This is a genomic window from Ruegeria sp. O5, assembly GCF_056535105.1.
Window position 1 is genome coordinate 1 of record NZ_JBQERN010000021.1, and the last position, 17,242, is coordinate 17,242.

At 55.6% G+C, this 17,242-nt stretch carries 17 protein-coding genes; 8 read left to right on the forward strand and 9 right to left on the reverse strand.

The features are described from left to right. Positions 1-528: 528 nt before the first annotated feature. Together ACR0M3_RS17900 and ACR0M3_RS17905 are read right to left on the reverse strand one after the other, a co-directional pair. A complete protein-coding gene (locus ACR0M3_RS17900) occupies positions 529-1,461 on the reverse strand; it encodes a phosphotransferase (RefSeq protein WP_480484624.1) in 933 nt (310 codons plus the stop codon). Between the two features lie 15 nt (positions 1,462-1,476). Beyond that, positions 1,477-3,900: a GcvT family protein gene (locus ACR0M3_RS17905; RefSeq protein ID WP_480871471.1), complete on the reverse strand. Its 2,424-nt coding sequence runs from the start codon at positions 3,898-3,900 to the stop codon at positions 1,477-1,479. A gap of 146 nt (positions 3,901-4,046) precedes the next feature. On the opposite strand from ACR0M3_RS17905, the gene ACR0M3_RS17910 reads away from it, so the two are divergent. Next, positions 4,047-4,829 carry a DeoR/GlpR family DNA-binding transcription regulator gene (locus ACR0M3_RS17910; protein ID WP_480488793.1) on the forward strand — a complete coding sequence of 261 codons (783 nt, stop codon included), beginning with the start codon at positions 4,047-4,049 and terminating at the stop codon, positions 4,827-4,829. A 453-nt stretch (positions 4,830-5,282) separates the two neighbouring features. Here ACR0M3_RS17910 and ACR0M3_RS17915 read toward each other — a convergent pair whose 3' ends face one another. From ACR0M3_RS17915 to pobA, 7 genes are all read right to left on the reverse strand, one after another. Further along, positions 5,283-6,344, reverse strand: a complete 1,062-nt coding sequence (locus ACR0M3_RS17915) for a 3-carboxy-cis,cis-muconate cycloisomerase (protein WP_480911939.1) — start codon at positions 6,342-6,344, stop codon at positions 5,283-5,285. A gap of 66 nt (positions 6,345-6,410) precedes the next feature. Continuing rightward, positions 6,411-7,232: a 3-oxoadipate:acetyl-CoA acetyltransferase gene (locus ACR0M3_RS17920; RefSeq protein ID WP_480911941.1), complete on the reverse strand. Its 822-nt coding sequence runs from the start codon at positions 7,230-7,232 to the stop codon at positions 6,411-6,413. Between the two features lie 48 nt (positions 7,233-7,280). Beyond that, positions 7,281-7,898: a protocatechuate 3,4-dioxygenase subunit alpha gene (gene pcaG, locus ACR0M3_RS17925; protein WP_480911943.1), complete on the reverse strand. Its 618-nt coding sequence runs from the start codon at positions 7,896-7,898 to the stop codon at positions 7,281-7,283. Positions 7,899-7,900: 2 nt separating this feature from the next. Continuing rightward, positions 7,901-8,629, reverse strand: coding sequence for a protocatechuate 3,4-dioxygenase subunit beta (gene pcaH / locus ACR0M3_RS17930; RefSeq protein WP_480560454.1), 729 nt, complete (start codon positions 8,627-8,629; stop codon positions 7,901-7,903). A gap of 52 nt (positions 8,630-8,681) precedes the next feature. Continuing rightward, positions 8,682-9,059: a 4-carboxymuconolactone decarboxylase gene (gene pcaC / locus ACR0M3_RS17935; protein ID WP_480488803.1), complete on the reverse strand. Its 378-nt coding sequence runs from the start codon at positions 9,057-9,059 to the stop codon at positions 8,682-8,684. Beyond that, entirely contained in the window at positions 9,052-9,840 is a 789-nt protein-coding gene (pcaD, locus tag ACR0M3_RS17940; protein ID WP_480911946.1) for a 3-oxoadipate enol-lactonase, read from the reverse strand. The genes pcaC and pcaD overlap by 8 nt, the downstream gene beginning before the upstream one ends. Beyond that, positions 9,840-11,009 carry a 4-hydroxybenzoate 3-monooxygenase gene (gene pobA, locus ACR0M3_RS17945; RefSeq protein WP_480547488.1) on the reverse strand — a complete coding sequence of 390 codons (1,170 nt, stop codon included), beginning with the start codon at positions 11,007-11,009 and terminating at the stop codon, positions 9,840-9,842. The genes pcaD and pobA overlap by 1 nt, the downstream gene beginning before the upstream one ends. Positions 11,010-11,106: 97 nt before the next feature. On the opposite strand from pobA, the gene pcaQ reads away from it, so the two are divergent. From pcaQ to ACR0M3_RS17980, 7 genes are all read left to right on the forward strand, one after another. Beyond that, on the forward strand, positions 11,107-12,048 hold the full coding sequence (pcaQ, locus tag ACR0M3_RS17950; RefSeq protein WP_480488809.1) for a pca operon transcription factor PcaQ: 942 nt from the start codon (positions 11,107-11,109) through the stop codon (positions 12,046-12,048). Positions 12,049-12,091: 43 nt separating this feature from the next. Then, entirely contained in the window at positions 12,092-12,799 is a 708-nt protein-coding gene (locus ACR0M3_RS17955) for a class II aldolase/adducin family protein (RefSeq protein ID WP_480774346.1), read from the forward strand. Then, positions 12,796-12,933 carry a hypothetical protein gene (locus ACR0M3_RS17960; protein ID WP_480900992.1) on the forward strand — a complete coding sequence of 46 codons (138 nt, stop codon included), beginning with the start codon at positions 12,796-12,798 and terminating at the stop codon, positions 12,931-12,933. The genes ACR0M3_RS17955 and ACR0M3_RS17960 overlap by 4 nt, the downstream gene beginning before the upstream one ends. A gap of 62 nt (positions 12,934-12,995) precedes the next feature. Continuing rightward, entirely contained in the window at positions 12,996-14,021 is a 1,026-nt protein-coding gene (locus ACR0M3_RS17965) for a LacI family DNA-binding transcriptional regulator (RefSeq protein WP_480911949.1), read from the forward strand. A 93-nt stretch (positions 14,022-14,114) separates the two neighbouring features. After that, positions 14,115-15,419, forward strand: a complete 1,305-nt coding sequence (locus ACR0M3_RS17970; protein WP_209506823.1) for an ABC transporter substrate-binding protein — start codon at positions 14,115-14,117, stop codon at positions 15,417-15,419. A gap of 106 nt (positions 15,420-15,525) precedes the next feature. Then, complete coding sequence (locus tag ACR0M3_RS17975) at positions 15,526-16,392, forward strand: carbohydrate ABC transporter permease (RefSeq protein ID WP_267366281.1); 867 nt, start codon at positions 15,526-15,528, stop codon at positions 16,390-16,392. A gap of 12 nt (positions 16,393-16,404) precedes the next feature. Further along, complete coding sequence (locus ACR0M3_RS17980; RefSeq protein WP_209506825.1) at positions 16,405-17,235, forward strand: carbohydrate ABC transporter permease; 831 nt, start codon at positions 16,405-16,407, stop codon at positions 17,233-17,235. Positions 17,236-17,242: the final 7 nt, after the last annotated feature.

A 17,242-nucleotide genomic window follows, 5' to 3' on the forward strand; every position in this document is an offset into this window, starting at 1 on the left:
ACAATCTCTTCGGGCTTCGGTCGCTTGTTTGCCATTCGTGGTCCTCCGTTTCCTAAACATAGCGGTGGACCAGTTCAGTTGGGGAGGCTCAAGGGACCTTGTTGCAGTCGACTTACTTCACTGCGCGCACAGAAGGAAATCAGTGATTTTGACGCCTTCATTCAAGAATGGGCGTAGAAACGCCCGAGTACCTGTTGTGTTGATATACGTTTCGCCCAAGCGCCAGGAATTCTGCACTTAGCGTTCCTTCAAATGTGCCCCGTGCGAAGACCAACGGTGAATAATCGCAACCCGTGTGTTGAGGTCGCCAAATCAACTCTCGGACCGCATTCAGCTATGATATCTGTTCGATCACGACAGGAAACTGTGCCTCAGGTAGAACAGCACAGCATTTTAACCGCCGTTTTGGGGACGTTGCGGCCCCTCAAAGAGCCTACCGTGAAACCAGTTCGAATCCCATTTGTCCGAACCATTTTTCATTTCCACATGCCAGTCATTCATCAAGAGATTGCAACTTATCCATCTGCACTATTCGTTCGCAACTGCCTGAACATGGGCTGCGAAAGCAGGATTGAACATCAGTGCCTTGCACCTGTCGAAGCGACCCGTAGCATAGGCCCAGAAATCTTCGGCCGGGTTATCATCGGCATGTTGGATCAAGCCCCAGAGTGTCCACAGAAGATCGCACATCGCCTTGTAGATCACCATTCGCCCGAATTGAGCCGCTGTTGGTGCCGCGCCAAAATAGGACGTCAGCATCTCGATTTCCTGCTTCTCGGTCAGCCCGGCTTCGACTGATAAATCGCCGAGGTCCCAAAGAGCATCATTCATCCCGGAATATTCGAAATCCACGATCCACATACGGTCACCGTTGTCGAGAAAGTTCTCGCAAAGCGGATCGCAATGGCTGGGAACCAGCGCGCCCGGCTTGTCTTGCAGCAGCTGTTTGATCGGCGCCGCTTCGGCGACGATTTCAGTATAGCCTTCGGGCAGGGAAATATCCTTTGTTGCCAGGACTTTAAGATATTCATCGATCATCGAAAAAAGTTCGAACCGGAATTCGAAAGGGCGGGGTGACTCGTGTAGTTGCCGCAGGGCATGCCCGGCACGCGCAGCCGCTCCGGTGCGCGTTGCGAAAAGCTCGGGTGTCATGGTGACGATATCGTCGATGCAGTCACTGATCATCACACCGGTATCTGCATCCGCCCAAAGCACAGCGGGACCGATACCAGCTTCGGCTGCGACCTTGGCATTGTGAATCTCAACGCCACGATCGATATAATCCGCGGTGCCGTCTCCGGGGATGCGAACGATCATGGTGTGTCCGCAGGTTTCCACTCTGTAGACCAGGTTGGTCAACCCACCCAGCCGCTTGATTTCGCTGTTTTGTGCTGAGGTGTCTTCAAAGCCTTTCAGGTTGCGAAGTTCACTCAGGACACGGTCAGTGTTTCCGTCAGTCATTTTCTGCCTTCCCCCTCAGGCTTTTAGCCGTTCATTGGCCGGGTCGAACAGAGGCCCGTCCACCCGGCAGATTTGTTTGCGGTCACCGAACAGTTCGAGTTCGAATTCCGTCTGGTCCGTCATCGCCACCGGAAGATAGCCGTAGATGATCGTTTTCCCGACATGGTACCCATAACCACCGCTGCTGGCGCGCGAAACGGTTACGCCATTGTGCAGGATGGTTTCCCCCCCGGTCATCGGCAGTTTTTCTTCGGTCACGAAGGTACAGAGTATCTGTGCCGTGCCATTGGATTTCTGGTCCTCCAGCACATCGCGCCCTATGAAACTTTCCTTCGATTTCAGGTGGACGCGAGAGCCCAGGCCCGCTTCTACAGGTGTATAGTCCGGAGTGATGTCGGTGCTCCAATAAAGATACCCCTTTTCCAGGCGCAGCGAGTCAATGGCCCGGTAGCCGATATCGCGGATGCCATGGGCCTGCCCGACCTTCCAAAGCTGATCATAGACATGAAGTGCAAATTCGGTTGGGATGTGCAGTTCCCAGCCCAACTCGCCGGTATAGCCTATGCGCACCGCACGCACTCTTGCTGCTCCGACTGTAATGTCGCGCGCTGTTGCAAAGGGAAACGCAGCGTTTGAGATATCCTCTTCGGTTACCGCCTGCAGGACGTCGCGCGCTTTTGGTCCGCAGATGTTGATCACGGCCCGGGAAGAGGTAACCTCGATTAAATGTGCTGATCCGTCTTCCGGCAGATGACGTCGAATCCAGTCGGAATCGTGAACCCCGAATCCAGCGCCGGTCACGATATAGAAATGGTCGCGCCCCAGGCGGGTGATGGTGACATCCGCCTCGACGCCGCCTTTGTCGTTACAAAGTTGGGTATAGATTACGCTGCCATCCGGCTTGTCCATGTTTGAGACCGCCAGGTGTTGCAACACATCCAACGCGCCAGAGCCGATCAGCTCGAACTTGGAAAAGCTCGACTGGTCGATCAGAACGACACTTTCGCGGGCAGCGCGGTGTTCTTCGGCCGCGAAGACATGCCAACCGGGATTGAGGAAATCGAGTTGATCCACTGGGGCGACCCCAGCTGGGGCAAACCACAAAGGCCGTTCCCACCCGTTCTTCGATCCATAAACCGCCCCGTGTTCTTTCAATCGGTTATATAGTGGAGACAAGCGCAAATTACGTGCGGTCTCGGCCTCCTGGCCCGGATAGCGCATCTTGTAGTGATGTGCGTAATGTTCGACGGCTCGGGGATACATAAAGGCCTTGGTCGCATGATGTGGGCTGAACCGCCGCACGTCCAATGGCCAAAGATCCAGGCTTGGGCGCCCGTTCAGAATCCATTCGGCGATCATTTCCCCCGCGCCCCCGCCAGCCGCAATGCCGTAGAGGAACCCGGTCGAAAGCATCAGGTTCTTGATCTCAGGGGCCCAGCCCATGACAAAATCACCATCGGCGGAATAGGGGATCGGTCCATTGATGATTTGCCGGATTCCGACCTGGTTCACGACAGGGGTGACGACACCGGCAAGTTCAGCCAGCGGCGCGAAACGGTCAAGATTGTCAGGCAGCAACTGGCGCACAAACTCTCCGGGAATACCCTGTTCTCCAAATGGCAATGTGTCGTCTTCGTAACCTCCGATGACCAGACGCCCGCCAGCATCGGGCTTGTAATAGACCAGACGCTCGGGGTCGCGCAGTGTGGGCAGGCCCTTGACCAATTCCGGCTCTGGCAACGGTTCTGTTACGACATATTGGTGCTCGACAGCGCAGGCTGGCACCACGACGCCCAGTTTTGCCGCCAGTTCACGGCTCCACATGCCCGAGGCCAGCACAACGGTTTCCGCCTCATAGTCGCCGTTGGTTGTCATCACTTTGGTTATGCGACCATTGCGGATTTCGAAATCCTCAACCTTCACCCCCTGCCTGATTTGTGCGCCGTGGTTACGCGCACCGGCTGCAATCGCCAGACACAGGCCAGCGGGGTCGACATGACCGTCCGAGGGAATAAAGGCGGCCCCCTCTAACCCGTCGGCATCGATATAGGGAAACAGGGCCGTCGCTTCGGCTGGTGAGATGATTTCCATCTCCAGGTCAAAACTGCGTGCCATCGTCGCCAGACGTTTTGCCTCCAGTAACCGTTCCTTGGTTGCCGCCAGCCGCAAGCTGCCGACTTTCTTCCAGTCGAATTCCATACCGGTCTCGTCAGCCAGCCGGTCGTAGAGCGCGACTGACCGTTTCAGCATCCGGGTTGTATTGCGGGAAGATCGCAATTGCCCAACCAGCCCGGCGGCATGCCACGTTGCCCCCTCTGTCAGAGATGCCTTTTCCAGAAGGACGACATCCGTCTCACCTGCCTGGGCCAGATGATAAGCGATTGAGCATCCGATGATGCCGCCGCCAATAATAAGGTGTTTTGCAGAATGGGTTGTCATGGCCTCGCCCCTGTCGACAAATTGGGTGCCAGATCACCGTATCGGCCAATATAAATCAACAAAAATTAAACAAGAGTGTTGAAATCTGTTGATTTAAGGGGGTAGCTACAATTTATCCTGTTAAAGTCCAACATCCGAGTGACTGAATGTCAAAATACGAAAAGGACATCCTGAGCGCGGTTAACATGCATGGCCGAATCTCGGTCATGGACCTGGCGCAGAGGCTTAACGTTTCCGATCAGACAATTCGTCGAATTGTAAAGCCGTTGGTGGATGCGGGGCAAATCGACAAGGTTCACGGCGCGTTGATCAGCACCCAAAAGGTTCTGGATCCCCCTTTCATCGCGCGTATGACAACCAACCGCGCAGCGAAAGTCGCCATTGCCAAGTCAATATTGAACCTTGTGCCAGATAACGCGTCCATTGCTATCGATACGGGATCTACGTCGGGTTTTGTGGCCCAAGCCCTCAAGGCGCGCAGAGATCTTACCGTGGTGACGAATTCAGCGTTCATCGCAACAACTTTGGCCATGGGGAACGGCAACCGGGTCTTTATGGCAGGCACACAGCTTCGAAATCATGACGGGGCAGCGTTCGACCGCGCGGCCTTTGACGTTATTGCAAATATGTCGGTGGAGTACTCAATCCTGTCGGCGTCACGTGTGGATCCGAAACAGGGTTTTTTGGTGTTCGAACAATGCGAAGTCGATATTGCGGTCGCAATGAAGGCGATCAGCGAACGATGTTTCATGGCAGTGGACTCGACCAAGTTCCAGGCATCCGAACCCAAACCGGCCTTGCGTCTTCCGGCTCTTTCGGCAAGTGACTTCCTGATAACCGAGCGGAAGCCTGCGCCAAAATTTGAAGGCGTCATAGGTCGGGCAAAGACAGTAATCGCCGCAGATCAGTTTCAAGCTTTTGATGAGTGATTGGCCTTTGGGAACGGACGTTTTTTCCTATTGTTTACCACAAAGCTGTGTGGAGTGGCGGGATTGCGTCGCTTGCATAACGCGTGGGCCGCATCAATATTGTCGGCGACATCTGACATACTCCGGCACTCCAAAATGGCAACTGTCCTGATATCCGCTTCAACGAAATTCCGATATGTTCCGTCCAACGTAGGCTGACTTCCTTGGCCGTGAAATAAGCCAGCGACAGATCGACAGGGCGATCCTCGGCCATCGCCTTGATCGGGAACGCTGCCTGTTCTCGATTGTTCGATGACTTATGGTTGCCCGCACCGACACTGATCCTTCGCTACTGAAGTGGCCCGTCGTTGTGATTGGGAAAACGGAGGAAACACGATGGGAAACAAGTGACAGAACCTGCGACGCCAAGTCAGCGTCGCACCTGAGTAACGTCGGGCTCAGAGGCCAGTGCAGTCACTCCACCATGCCTATCCGTTCGATCTGTTGCACTAACGTACCACAGCTGATCAGAGCCTGCCCCGTTGCCAGGATCATCTGGGGCAGGATCATCCATTCCAGCGTCCAGGCAACGCCGGAACGTTCTTGCTCGTGCACCAGCGCCTGATGCATGCCCGACAGTTGGGTTGCGTTGAAACGAGCAAGTGCGACCAGCAGTTCCGCGCGGACCGGGTTGCGCTTGTGAGGCATCGCCGAAGATCCACCGCCACCTGCCAGAGAAACCTCGTCCACCCCCTGCTGGGCCATGAGCGACACGTCCTGACCGATCTTTCCCAGCGATCCGGTTATCAATGAAAGCCATGAGGCAAATTCTGCAAGATTGTCCCGGCGGGTATGCCAGTTTGCATCGCAGCTGGCCAGGCCAAGCCCACGGGCTACATGATCTGCGATTACCTGTCCGGATCCGTGCATCGCGGTGCGATCCCCAACGGCACCGCCAAGTTGCAGCACAAGCAATCTGGGCTGCAACTGGGTCAGGCGTTTCTGGTGATCGGCCAATGGCAACCGCCAGTTTCGCAGGCGCGTGGCAACAGAAATCTGCAATGCCGCCTGCATTCGGGTTCGTCCCATCATCACGTGTTCGCCATATGCCTGTTCCAACGCCACAAGCGCATCTATCAGGTCTGAAAGACGGGCCGAAAACACCTCCAGAATGTCCTTGATTGACAAAACCAGAGCGGTGTCGACAACATCCTGCGACGTCATCCCCTTATGCAGCGCGACGTGGCAATGTTCAGGCAATGCCGCTTTGAGCGACCGCACCAGCGCGGGCACCACAACGCCATCCAATGCCGTCCCGTCGCGCAGCGCCTGCATGTCGGGACGGTGTTGTCGGATAAGTTCTGCCGCGGTTTCCGCCTCCTCTGGTGGTACGGTGCCGACCGCCGCCAAAGCCTCTGAATATGCGGCCTCGACGGCCAGCATGTGTCTCAGCTGAGCCTCTGCACCCAGCAACTCTGAGGTCTGTGGGTCCTCAAACAGCCCGCTGAGCCAGGGATGAGTGGAAAGCTGTTCCATCCTATGTGTGGCCTTTGAAATGAAGCGAGCGGATATCAATCGTCATGGCACCATTCCTACCTGCGCTCAAAGAGCCAAAATCTCGCGGGCCTGTTGCCAGGTGGCGACCGGACGTTCGTGCTTTGCGCATAGCTCGGTCACGCGATTGACCAGCGCAGCGTTCGAAGGCGCTAGTGTATTCCTATCCAGCCGGACATTGTCTTCCAAACCTGTCCGCGTGTGTCCGCCCGCAGCAATGGCCCAATCATTTACCACAATCTGGTTTGGACCGATCCCGGCGGCACACCATTCGGCATCCGGTGCGCGATCCTGCATGGATTTTACGTAGAAGTCGAACACGGCCCTGTCGACCGGCATCGCGTTTTTGACACCCATGACAAATTGAACATACAGCTTGCCATACAGCTTGCCTTCCTTGTGCAATCTGATCGCTTGCAGGATGTGGGACAGGTCAAACGCCTCGATCTCGGGTGTGACTTTGTATTTTTGCATCTCGGCTGACAGCCAGCCCACCAGATCCGGCGGATTTTCATAAACCCGGGTGGGAAAGTTGTTCGACCCAACCGACAGCGAAGCCATGTCAGGTGACAGGGGCAGCATTCCGCCCCTTGCCTGACCGGCGCCTGACCGCCCACCGGTAGAGAACTGGATAATCATTCCGGGGCAGTGTTTTTGCAAACCCTCTTTGAGGAGGGCGAATTTCTCGGGGTCGCTGCTGGGTGTCTGATCATCGTTGCGAACATGGGCGTGGACAATGCTGGCCCCTGCCTCGAACGCCTCTTGCGTGCTTTCGACCTGTTCCGCAACCGAGATCGGCACCGCGGGGTTGTTCTTTTTGGTGGGCAGGGAACCAGTGATGGCCACGCAAATGATGCAGGGTTTGGTCATGGTGACTTCCTGAATTAAGTGCCGCCTTGGCAAGGCAGCACCAAGTAATCAGATATCAAAAAAGACGGTCTCATCTTCGCCTTGTATCTTGATATCGAAGCGATAGACAACTTGACCGTCCCGATTGGTGCGTTTGGCCAGCAGCGTTGCGCGGCGGCGTTCCCATTCAATGAGATTAAGGACCGGGTCCTTGCTGTTGGCCTCTTCCTCGTCCTCGAAATAGATACGCGTATTCAGACCAACATTGATGCCCCGGGCAACGACCCAGAGGTTTATATGAGGCGCTTGCTGGCCCACGTTTCGTCCCGGTGTCGGACCGGGTTTGACAGTGTCGAACGCCCATTCGCCGGTTTCAAAATTGGTAATGACGCGTCCCCAGCCGCGAAAGCCGTCTTCGACATCGCCGCCGCCCTCAGGATGGGCATAAACGCCCTTGGCATTTGCTTGCCAAGCCTCAAGCAGAACATCCTTGATGGGAGATCGTGCCCCGTCCACGACCAGTCCTTCGACCCTGATACGCTCACCCTCGGCATTTGGTCCGGCTATGTCCCAGCCCAATTCCTGCCTGTAGATCTCAAATCCGGCAGCCCCGGGCGCCAGACCGATATGGACGTAAGGCCCGGCTGTTTGCGAGGGGGTTTCCTTCAGATAATTCAGCTGTTGCATCTTCAGTTCCCCTCCAAACGGTTTTCAAACAGGGTCGAGCGCCGACCGCGCAAGACCACGTCGAATTTATAGGCGATGGTATCCAGAGGGATCGTTGAATTCATATCGAGCCGCGAAATCAGGCGGCTGATCGCATCGGCGTCAGGAATAGTTTTCACGATCGGGCACCTGTCGATCAGCGGGTCACCTTCGAAATAGCATTGTGTGATCAGGCGCTGTGCAAAGCCTGTTCCGAATATCGACATGTGGATATGGGCGGGACGCCAGCTGTTCACCCAATTGCGCCAGGGGTAGGCACCGGGTTTCACGGTGCGGAAGAAATAATAACCGTTTTCATCTGTCAGGGTGCGGCCGCAACCACCGAAATTGGGATCGATCGGTGCCAGATAGGTATCTTTCTTGTGTCGATAGCGCCCACCCGCATTCGCCTGCCAGATTTCCACCAGCGTGTTTGGCACCGGACGTCCGTTTTCATCCAGCACCCTGCCGTGCAGAATGATGCGCTCGCCAATCGGGCTTTCGCCGGGTTGCGCATAGTTCGAGATCAGGTCGTTATCCAGAGGGTCAACATCGTTGTGGCCAAAAACCGGGCCGGTGACCTCACTGATCGAATTTTGCAGCGAGATCAGCGAATATTGCGGTGAACGGGTCACGCTGGTCTTGTAGTCGGGTGTCAGCGCAGGTGGGTGCCACTCGCGGTCACGCTGGTAGAATTCACCTTGTTTCAACATTGTCGGATCACACTTCCTTTTTGTCTGACTGGGGTTCCTACGCGTTTCCCATTCAGTCCTGTTCCATTTCATCATAGGTCTGTTTTGCCAGTTTGAGGGCCTGATTGGCGCGTGGCACGCCCGCGTAAATTGCGACGTGCTGAAACGCTTCAAGTACATCCTGCTTGCTGGCGCCGGTACGGGCTGTGGCGCGGATGTGCATCGGGATTTCTTCGAAATTGCCCAACGCAGCCAGCAAAGCCAGCGTCAGCATGGATCTCTCACGGTCGCTGATCCCGTCCGAGGCCCAGACGGTGCCCCACGCGCCTTCGGTGATCAGCGTCTGAAATGGACCGTCCAAATCAGACTTGGCGTCTTCGGCGCGATCCACATGGGCATCGCCCAAAATTCTGCGCCGCACTCGCATACCGGACTCGTATTTGTCACTCATTGCGGTTCTCCATCAGGAAGGCGGACAAGTGTTCAGCATAGATGGCGGGGGCTTCCACACATGGCAGGTGCCCGGTGTTGGGTATTTCGGCATAGCGCGCCCCGGGGATCATAGCACAGGTCTGCCGGACCAGTTCGGGCGGGCAGGCGCGGTCATCTGATCCAGCAACGGCCAGAACCGGCAATCGCAGCGCCCGGGTCATGGGTTCAAGTTCAGCATCTGCAATCGCGTTGCAGCATTCCAGGTACCCAGAAACAGGTGTACGTACCAGCATGTTGCGCCAAAGCAGCACGCTATCGGTTGCCCTGAAACCCGCCGCAAACCAACGGTCCAGAATTGCGTCTGCCACAGGCTCGATGCCGGATGACCGGATCGCGCCCATCCGGTCACGCCACATCTGCGCCGTCCCCATTTTCGTGGCGGTGTTAGACAGAACAAGGGCGCGGATCTGGTCCGGTCTGCGCGAAGCCAGCGCCTGACCGATCATGCCGCCAATAGACAGGCCGACAAACACCGTGTCGCGAACCCCGATATGGTCAAGCAAAGCCTCGGCGTCATCCGCCAGCCCAGCCATGCTGTAAAGCGCCTGAGGGCATTCCGACAGGCCGTGACCACGCAGATCGAACCGGATCAGGCGCAGCCCCTTGGGCAGCAACGGCAAAACCTTGTCCCAAAGGCGCAGGTCAGTTCCCAGCGAGTTGGCAAACACCACAGGCGTGCCATCTGGATCGCCATCCTCACGCCAATGCAGGTGAATGTTATCCAGCGCCGCAATCTGCATCAGTAGGGCAGCCCGACGTAGTTTTGTGCAAACACCGATTGGGCCTCTTTGTTTTCGCACAGGAAATCAATGTCAGCCTTCTGCATTTTCAGGTCAAAGCCGTTCTGTTCCGGAAAACGGTGCAACAGATTGGTCGTGGACCAGCTGAACCGCTCGGCCTTCCAGATCCGGGCCAGCGCTTTTTCGGAATAGCGGTCGATGCCTTCGCTGTCGCGGTCTTCATAGAATTGCAGCAGTGCGTTGTGCAGATAGTGGATGTCGCTTGCCGCCGTGTTAAGCCCCTTGGCCCCTGTGGGGGGCACGATATGCGCGGCATCCCCACACAGGAACAAACGGCCCCAGCGCATTGGTTCGGTCACGAAAGACCGCAGCGCCGCAATTGATTTTTCGACCGATGGCCCGGTAATCAGTGTCTCAGCATATTGCGCGGGGATCCTGCGTTTCAGCTCCTGCCAGAAGGCTTGATCAGTCCAGTCATCGGCACTGTCAGACAGCGAGCATTGAATGTAGTATCGGCTGAGGTTCTCATTGCGCATGGAACAAAGCGCAAAACCGCGTTCCGATCCGGCATATATCAGTTCGTTATGGACCGGGGGTGTTTCGGACAAAACGCCCAGCCAGCCAAACGGATAGACCTTTTCATATTCCCGGCGCACGGTCAGCGGGATGGTTTGACGCGACACCCCATGAAATCCGTCGCAACCGGCGACAAAATCGCAATCAATCCGGTGTCCGGTCCCATCCGCTTGATACGTCACATAGGGTGCATCGCTGTCAGCCCCGTGAATCTGAACATCATCGGCGTTGAAAACGATCTTACCGCCCATTGCCTCGCGCGCATCATACAGGTCACGGGTTACTTCAGTTTGTCCGTAAACAACCACATGACTGCCTGTCAGCTTTTTAAAGTTGATGCCGAATTCGATATCGCCATACGAGATCACTGTGCCGTCATGGACAAAGCATTCCTTGTCCATCCGCTCTGCCACACCGGCTTCGCGCATCAGTTCCACAAAACCGGTTTCCAGAATACCAGCGCGAATGCGGCCCAGAACATATTCCCTGGTTTTGCGCTCTAATACGATGGTGTCTATGCCCTTGCGGTGCAACAACTGGCTGAGCAAAAGACCTGAGGGTCCACCGCCGATGATCGCGACCTGAACGCGCATGTTGGCTCTCCTGATTTCGCGTATCTAATAATTGAACGCCATATCTCGATATGTAAAATGAGTTCTGCTTGGACTTAGTTGCCGGAATTGGAAAGTAATGATAGATCGCCGCATCAAAGTTAGGCATATTCAATGTTTTATTGAGATATGTCGCGAGAAAAGCCTGAAAGTTGCGGCAGAGAAGCTGTTTCTCACGCAACCGGCGATATCCAAGACACTTAAGGAGCTTGAGGATATTCTGGGCACTGTGCTGTTGTCCCGTAACCGGTCCGGTGTTTCTCTGACGCGGCAGGGCGAAGTGTTTCTGCATTTTGCCGAAATGTCACTGGCCGCTTTGCAGCAAGGTTTTTCTGGTGTGGAACAGATCGAGGCGCGGGGCAGGGCCAGCCTTCGGGTCGGGGTGCTGCCTTCGGTTGCGGCCCGTTTGATGCCAGCCGTTGCTACCGAGTTTTCCGAACTTGCGGGCAATGCCCGACTGAGCGTTTTCGACGGTCCACATGGCCATTTGATGGAGCGTCTTCGACTGGGCGACCTGGAGCTTGTTATCGGGCGTTTGGGTCGCCCTGAAACCATGCAGGGCATTTCCTTTACCCAGCTTTACGAGGAGAAGGTCGTCTTTGTCGTGCGCGCGGATCACCCGCTGCTGAAAGCCCCCGATCTCAGGCGGATTACCGAGTGGCAAGTGCTTTACCCGCCTGAAGGATCGGCAATTCGGCCCTTGGTGGATCGCCTCATGATCGCGCACGGGATTGGTGAAATCGAAGATCGTCTGGAAACTGTCTCGGGTGCTTTCGGGCGGGTGTATACCCGGCAGACCGATGCGATCTGGATCATCTCGGCGGGGGTGGTCGCCAATGAAATCAGCGATGGCCACCTTGTGGCGCTGCCGTTTGATACGTCAATCACACGCGGGCCCGTTGGGCTGATGCGTCGGCCTGACCAGGTCCTGTCACCTCAGGCGCAGGTTTTCGGGTTGGCTTTGGACAATGCAATTGCGAGGTTGGGCTTGTCGCCTGATGGTGCGACCTCTGATAACTAAGGCTGGTCCATTCCGCCGGGTGGCGCTAGGACAGGAGCACAAGATGGATGACAAGGAACGCAGAATCCGTGAGGCGATTATCGAGAAATGCCTTTTTCTGAATTCCAGTGGTCTTAGCCAGGGCACATCCGGCAATATCTCGGCCCGATACGAGAACCGGATGCTGATCACACCTTCGGCGACGCCATATGACAAGCTGACCCCCGAGATGATCGTCTCAATGCCATTTGATGGAGAGTTTGGGACCTGGTATGGCCCGCTCAAACCTTCGACCGAATGGCGGTTTCACTTCGACATCCTCAAGACCCGCCCCGATATGGGCGCGGTGGTCCATGCACATCCGATCTATTGCACGGCGCTGGCGATTGCACACAAAGAAATCCCGGCAGCGCATTACATGGTCGCGGCCTTCGGCGGTCCCAATGTTCGCTGCGCACCCTATGCGCGCTTTGGAACGCCCGAGCTGTCGGAGCTGGCGATCGAAGCGCTGCAAGATCGAACCGCCTGTCTGCTTGGAAATCATGGGTCCATTGCCATGGGAGAGGACCTGGACAAGGCCATATGGCGCGCAGTCGAGCTGGAAACCATTGCCCGTCAATATTACCTTTCCCTGACCCTCGGTCCGGTGATCCTGACCGATGAACAGATTTCCGAAACGCTATCCGGTTTCGCTTCTTACGGCGTTCAGGACGACTACAAGGACGTCGCAGCAGGCACTGCGCACGAGCAAAATGCGTCTGAACAGAAATGAGCGCCAGGATGGCCGCGCTGGGGGTCGGTATATTGGGCTCAAGTCCAGAACTTCGCGACGTGATCAGGAGGTTTTCGCCTGTCGGCGTTGGTGTCACGCATCTGGCCATTCGCGCGGATACGGCTGCCTATTGATTTATTGTCGCGCGTAAAGAAAATGTAAGGTCAAAGCAAAAGAGTTCCGCAAGCGGGTAGGTATGGTAAAAATAAGAAATATGGAGGAGTTCGCGGCCCTGAGCGGGATTTCTCGGCCAACGGTTTCCAAATATTTCCACGACCCGGAAAGCGTTCGTTCCTCTACGCGGGCGCGTATCGAAGAAGCATTGGAAAAGTTCGATTACCGTCCAAATATCTATGCGGTGAACCAGAACCGAAAGCTGACCAAGAATATCGGCATCGTTGTTCCCTATCTAGCCGATCCTTTTTTTGCCGAGATGGCCAGATACCTTGAGCAGAGCTGTATTGCCGCCGGGTATCGTCCATCTCTTTTCAGCTCGCATGGTGAACAGAAGCTGGAGAACGAAATTCTCGATAGTTTGCGCTCTCTGAAACCGGCGGGCGTGCTGTTTGCCCCATTAGGGCGTGCCTCGGACCGCGCTCACATCGAGAAGTTTTGCGCCGAGGTGCCGACGGTTCTGTTTGACAGCAACCTTGAAGGGTTGGGCGCCGCATTTATTGGATCGGACAATTTCAGTTTTGTGTCCCAAACCGTGGAATACATGACCCGGACGGGTGAACCTCCGTCTTTCTTTGAAATGCGCACGCCAGCAAACCCAAACGCCAACAAGCGACGCAAGGCATATATTGAGGTTATGGAACGTCTGGGGTTCGAGCCCCATGTCATTAAAATCGATGGTGAAGGCTGGGCGTTTGAAGAGATCGGGCATCAAGGTGCTTTGAGGGTGTTGGAGAAAGGCGCTCTCAGGACGAATTCGGTTTTGTGCAGCAATGACCGCCTTGCGATCGGATTTCTGGCTGCCTGTTATGAGCAGGGGATTCGGGTTGGGCGAACGGAAGAATGCTCACTCCGTGTCGCATCAAATGACGACCACCCTTTTGCAAAATTTACGTGCCCATCGCTGACAACAGCTGCGCATGATTATGACAACGTGGCAGGATGCAGTGTGGACACCTTGTTTGAACTCATTGAAAGCGGGGGAAAATTTGATGATCGGACGGAAACTCTGTTTCCGGCACGGCTTGTCTTAAGAGAATCTGCGTGAATTAAAACTTAACGCGCGTAAAGTTATTATTGACGCCGCGACAATTTTTAAACTAGGGTCTCTGTACAGCATCCAAGCTCAGGGAGGACAGGGATGTATTTGAAGAACGCACTTCGTGCGGCGACTGCGTTGACTTTCGTCGCTACGGCAGCAGCCCAAGCGGAAACCATCACGATCGCGACCGTCAACAATGGCGACATGATCCGAATGCAGGGCTACACAGACAACTTTACCAATGCGACCGGCATTGATGTTGAATGGGTGACGTTGGAAGAAAACGTTTTGCGTCAGCGCGTCACGACCGACATCACCACCAAAGGCGGTCAGTTCGACATCATGACCATCGGCATGTACGAAACCCCGATCTGGGGTGCGAACGGCTGGCTGGTACCGCTGGACGGTTTGTCCGATGAATATGATGTTGGTGATCTGCTACCTGCGATGGCAGGCGGGTTGAGCCATGATGGCACGCTTTACGCTGCGCCGTTTTATGGCGAAAGCTCGATGATCATGTACCGCACCGACCTGATGGAAAAGGCCGGTCTGGAAATGCCCGAAGCACCCACATGGCAATTCATCCGTGAAGCTGCGGCTGCCATGACCGACCGCGACAACGACATCAACGGCATCTGCCTGCGCGGCAAGGCGGGCTGGGGTGAAGGTGGTGCCTTTATCACCGTAACCGGCAATTCTTTCGGTGCGCGCTGGTTCGATGAAAACTGGAAGCCGCAGTTCGATCAGCCCGAGTGGAAAGAGGCGCTGACGTTCTTCGTCGACATGATGAGTGAATCCGGCCCGGCTGGCTATGCAACAAACGGTTTCAACGAGAACCTGTCTTTGTTCCAGCAAGGCAAGTGCGGTATGTGGATTGACGCCACCGTCGCCGCATCTTTTGTGACAAATCCGGACGACTCAACCGTAGCTGACAAGGTTGGCTTCGCACTTGCACCAAATTCGGAAGGCGTCGACAAGCGCGCCAATTGGCTTTGGGCTTGGGCGCTGGCGATCCCGGCGGGAACTCAGCAAGAAGATGCAGCCAAGCAGTTCATCGAATGGGCAACCTCGAAAGACTACATCGAGCTGGTGGCTGAAAACGAAGGTTGGGCCAATGTGCCTCCGGGCGCGCGGACCTCGCTTTACGAGAATGACAACTATAAGGAAGTTCCATTCGCAAAAATGACTCTGGAATCGATCCTGATGGCTGACCCGCAGAATTGCTGTGTGCAGCCGACGCCCTATACCGGTGTACAGTTCGTGGCCATTCCGGAATTTGCAGGGATTGCCACACAGGTAAGTCAGGAATTCTCGGCCGTTTATGCCGGGCAGCAAACAGTGGATGAGGCGCTTGCCAAAGCGCAGGCCTTCACAGCAGAAGAGATGGAAGCCGCAGGGTACTGAGGCAACCTTCCCAGCGGGGGGCAGACCTTCTGTCCCCTGCTCCCACTTCCACAATTCGTGTTTTTCTCGCAGGCTGCCTTACGCCTGAACAGAGAGGTCTTGCACAATGGCAACTCAACATTCCAGATCAGTTGCACGCCTGATGATGGCACCCGCAGTGGTGCTGCTGCTTGGCTGGATGCTCGTGCCGCTGACGATGACCCTGTATTTTTCCTTCAAGAAATACCTTCCCTTGCGGGGCGGAGATCTCGGATGGGTGGGTTTCGACAACTATATCCGGTTTGTTTCGTCCAGTTCGTTCTGGCCCGCCGTACAGGCAACGCTTGTCATTGTTATCGGCGTGTTGGCGATTACGGTCCTACTGGGCATCCTGCTCGCCATGCTTCTGGATCAACCGATGTGGGGCCAGGGGGTGGTGCGCATCCTCGTTATTGCACCATTCTTTGTTATGCCGACTGTGTCAGCTCTGGTCTGGAAAAACATGTTCATGGACCCGGTCAACGGGTTGCTGGCCCATCTGTGGCGCTTTTTCGGGGCTGAACCGGTCTCGTGGTTGTCCGAAGCTTCAATGACCTCGATTATCATGATCGTGTCGTGGCAATGGTTGCCATTTGCGACACTGATCCTTTTGACCGCAATCCAGTCGCTGGACAGTGAGCAACTGGAAGCTGCTGAAATGGATGGCGCACCGCCGATCAAGCGGTTCTACCACATCATTCTGCCGCACCTGAGCCGTGCAATCACAATCGTAATTCTGATCCAGACAATCTTTCTGCTTTCGATCTTTGCCGAGATTTTCGTCACCACCGGTGGCGCGTTCGGCACCCGTACACTCACCTACCTGATCTTCCAGCGCGTTTTGGAAAGCCAGAATGTCGGTCTCGGATCAGCCGGAGGTGTCTATGCGATCATTCTCGCCAATATCGTTGCGGTCTTCCTGATGCGCATCGTCGGCAAGAACCTGGACGCGTGAAGAGGTAAAACCATGGCCCGCACCGTTACAATCCAACGCAAGTCGCTGAACACTGCCCTGGCCTGGGCCGTCGGTCTGCTGATCTTTTTCCCGATCCTCTGGACCATCCTGACCAGCTTCAAAACCGAAGCACAGGCCATCGCAAGCCCGCCACTGTTCCTGAACTTCGACTGGACGCTCGAGAACTATGCTGTCGTGCAGGAACGCTCGAACTACATGCGTTTCCTTTGGAACTCAGTCATCATCGCAGGCGGGTCAACCCTGTTGGGTGTGATCATTGCCGTACCGGCAGCATGGGCAATGGCGTTTGTTCCTTCGAAACGTACAAAGGACATTCTGCTTTGGATGCTCTCTACCAAGATGTTGCCCGCAGTCGGGGTCCTTTACCCGATCTACCTGCTGTTCATCCGTCTGGGGCTGCTTGATACACGAGGTGGACTGGTTGTCGTGTTGATGCTGATCAACTTGCCGATCATCGTCTGGATGCTCTACACCTACTTTCGCGAAATTCCCGGTGAAATCCTTGAAGCTGCGCGGATGGACGGGGCAACGCTGAAAGAGGAAATCCTGCACATCCTGACACCCATGGCTGTACCGGGCATCGCTTCGACTGTCCTGCTGAACTTCATTCTTGCCTGGAACGAGGCATTCTGGACCCTCAACCTGACAGCCGTTGACGCGGCCCCGCTGACCGCATTTATCGCCAGCTATTCCAGCCCCGAGGGCCTGTTCTTTGCCAAGCTCAGCGCGGCTTCGACAATGGCCATTGCACCTATCCTGATCCTTGGCTGGTTTAGCCAGAAACAACTTGTCCGCGGCCTGACTTTTGGCGCTGTGAAATAAGGAAAAC

What these genes read in the sequence shown, in the direction of transcription:
- pcaH (WP_480560454.1), bottom strand. Translation starts at nt 8,629, where the DNA reads ATGTTGAAACAAGGTGAATTCTACCAGCGTGACCGCGAGTGGCACCCA.
- ACR0M3_RS17965 (WP_480911949.1), top strand. Translation starts at nt 12,996, where the DNA reads ATGGTAAAAATAAGAAATATGGAGGAGTTCGCGGCCCTGAGCGGGATT.
- pcaG (WP_480911943.1), bottom strand. Translation starts at nt 7,898, where the DNA reads ATGCAACAGCTGAATTATCTGAAGGAAACCCCCTCGCAAACAGCCGGG.
- ACR0M3_RS17905 (WP_480871471.1), bottom strand. Translation starts at nt 3,900, where the DNA reads ATGACAACCCATTCTGCAAAACACCTTATTATTGGCGGCGGCATCATC.
- ACR0M3_RS17900 (WP_480484624.1), bottom strand. Translation starts at nt 1,461, where the DNA reads ATGACTGACGGAAACACTGACCGTGTCCTGAGTGAACTTCGCAACCTG.
- pcaD (WP_480911946.1), bottom strand. Translation starts at nt 9,840, where the DNA reads ATGCAGATTGCGGCGCTGGATAACATTCACCTGCATTGGCGTGAGGAT.
- pobA (WP_480547488.1), bottom strand. Translation starts at nt 11,009, where the DNA reads ATGCGCGTTCAGGTCGCGATCATCGGCGGTGGACCCTCAGGTCTTTTG.
- ACR0M3_RS17980 (WP_209506825.1), top strand. Translation starts at nt 16,405, where the DNA reads ATGGCCCGCACCGTTACAATCCAACGCAAGTCGCTGAACACTGCCCTG.
- ACR0M3_RS17955 (WP_480774346.1), top strand. Translation starts at nt 12,092, where the DNA reads ATGGATGACAAGGAACGCAGAATCCGTGAGGCGATTATCGAGAAATGC.
- pcaC (WP_480488803.1), bottom strand. Translation starts at nt 9,059, where the DNA reads ATGAGTGACAAATACGAGTCCGGTATGCGAGTGCGGCGCAGAATTTTG.
- ACR0M3_RS17920 (WP_480911941.1), bottom strand. Translation starts at nt 7,232, where the DNA reads ATGACCAAACCCTGCATCATTTGCGTGGCCATCACTGGTTCCCTGCCC.
- ACR0M3_RS17975 (WP_267366281.1), top strand. Translation starts at nt 15,526, where the DNA reads ATGGCAACTCAACATTCCAGATCAGTTGCACGCCTGATGATGGCACCC.
- ACR0M3_RS17910 (WP_480488793.1), top strand. Translation starts at nt 4,047, where the DNA reads ATGTCAAAATACGAAAAGGACATCCTGAGCGCGGTTAACATGCATGGC.
- pcaQ (WP_480488809.1), top strand. Translation starts at nt 11,107, where the DNA reads ATGATAGATCGCCGCATCAAAGTTAGGCATATTCAATGTTTTATTGAG.
- ACR0M3_RS17915 (WP_480911939.1), bottom strand. Translation starts at nt 6,344, where the DNA reads ATGGAACAGCTTTCCACTCATCCCTGGCTCAGCGGGCTGTTTGAGGAC.
- ACR0M3_RS17970 (WP_209506823.1), top strand. Translation starts at nt 14,115, where the DNA reads ATGTATTTGAAGAACGCACTTCGTGCGGCGACTGCGTTGACTTTCGTC.
- ACR0M3_RS17960 (WP_480900992.1), top strand. Translation starts at nt 12,796, where the DNA reads ATGAGCGCCAGGATGGCCGCGCTGGGGGTCGGTATATTGGGCTCAAGT.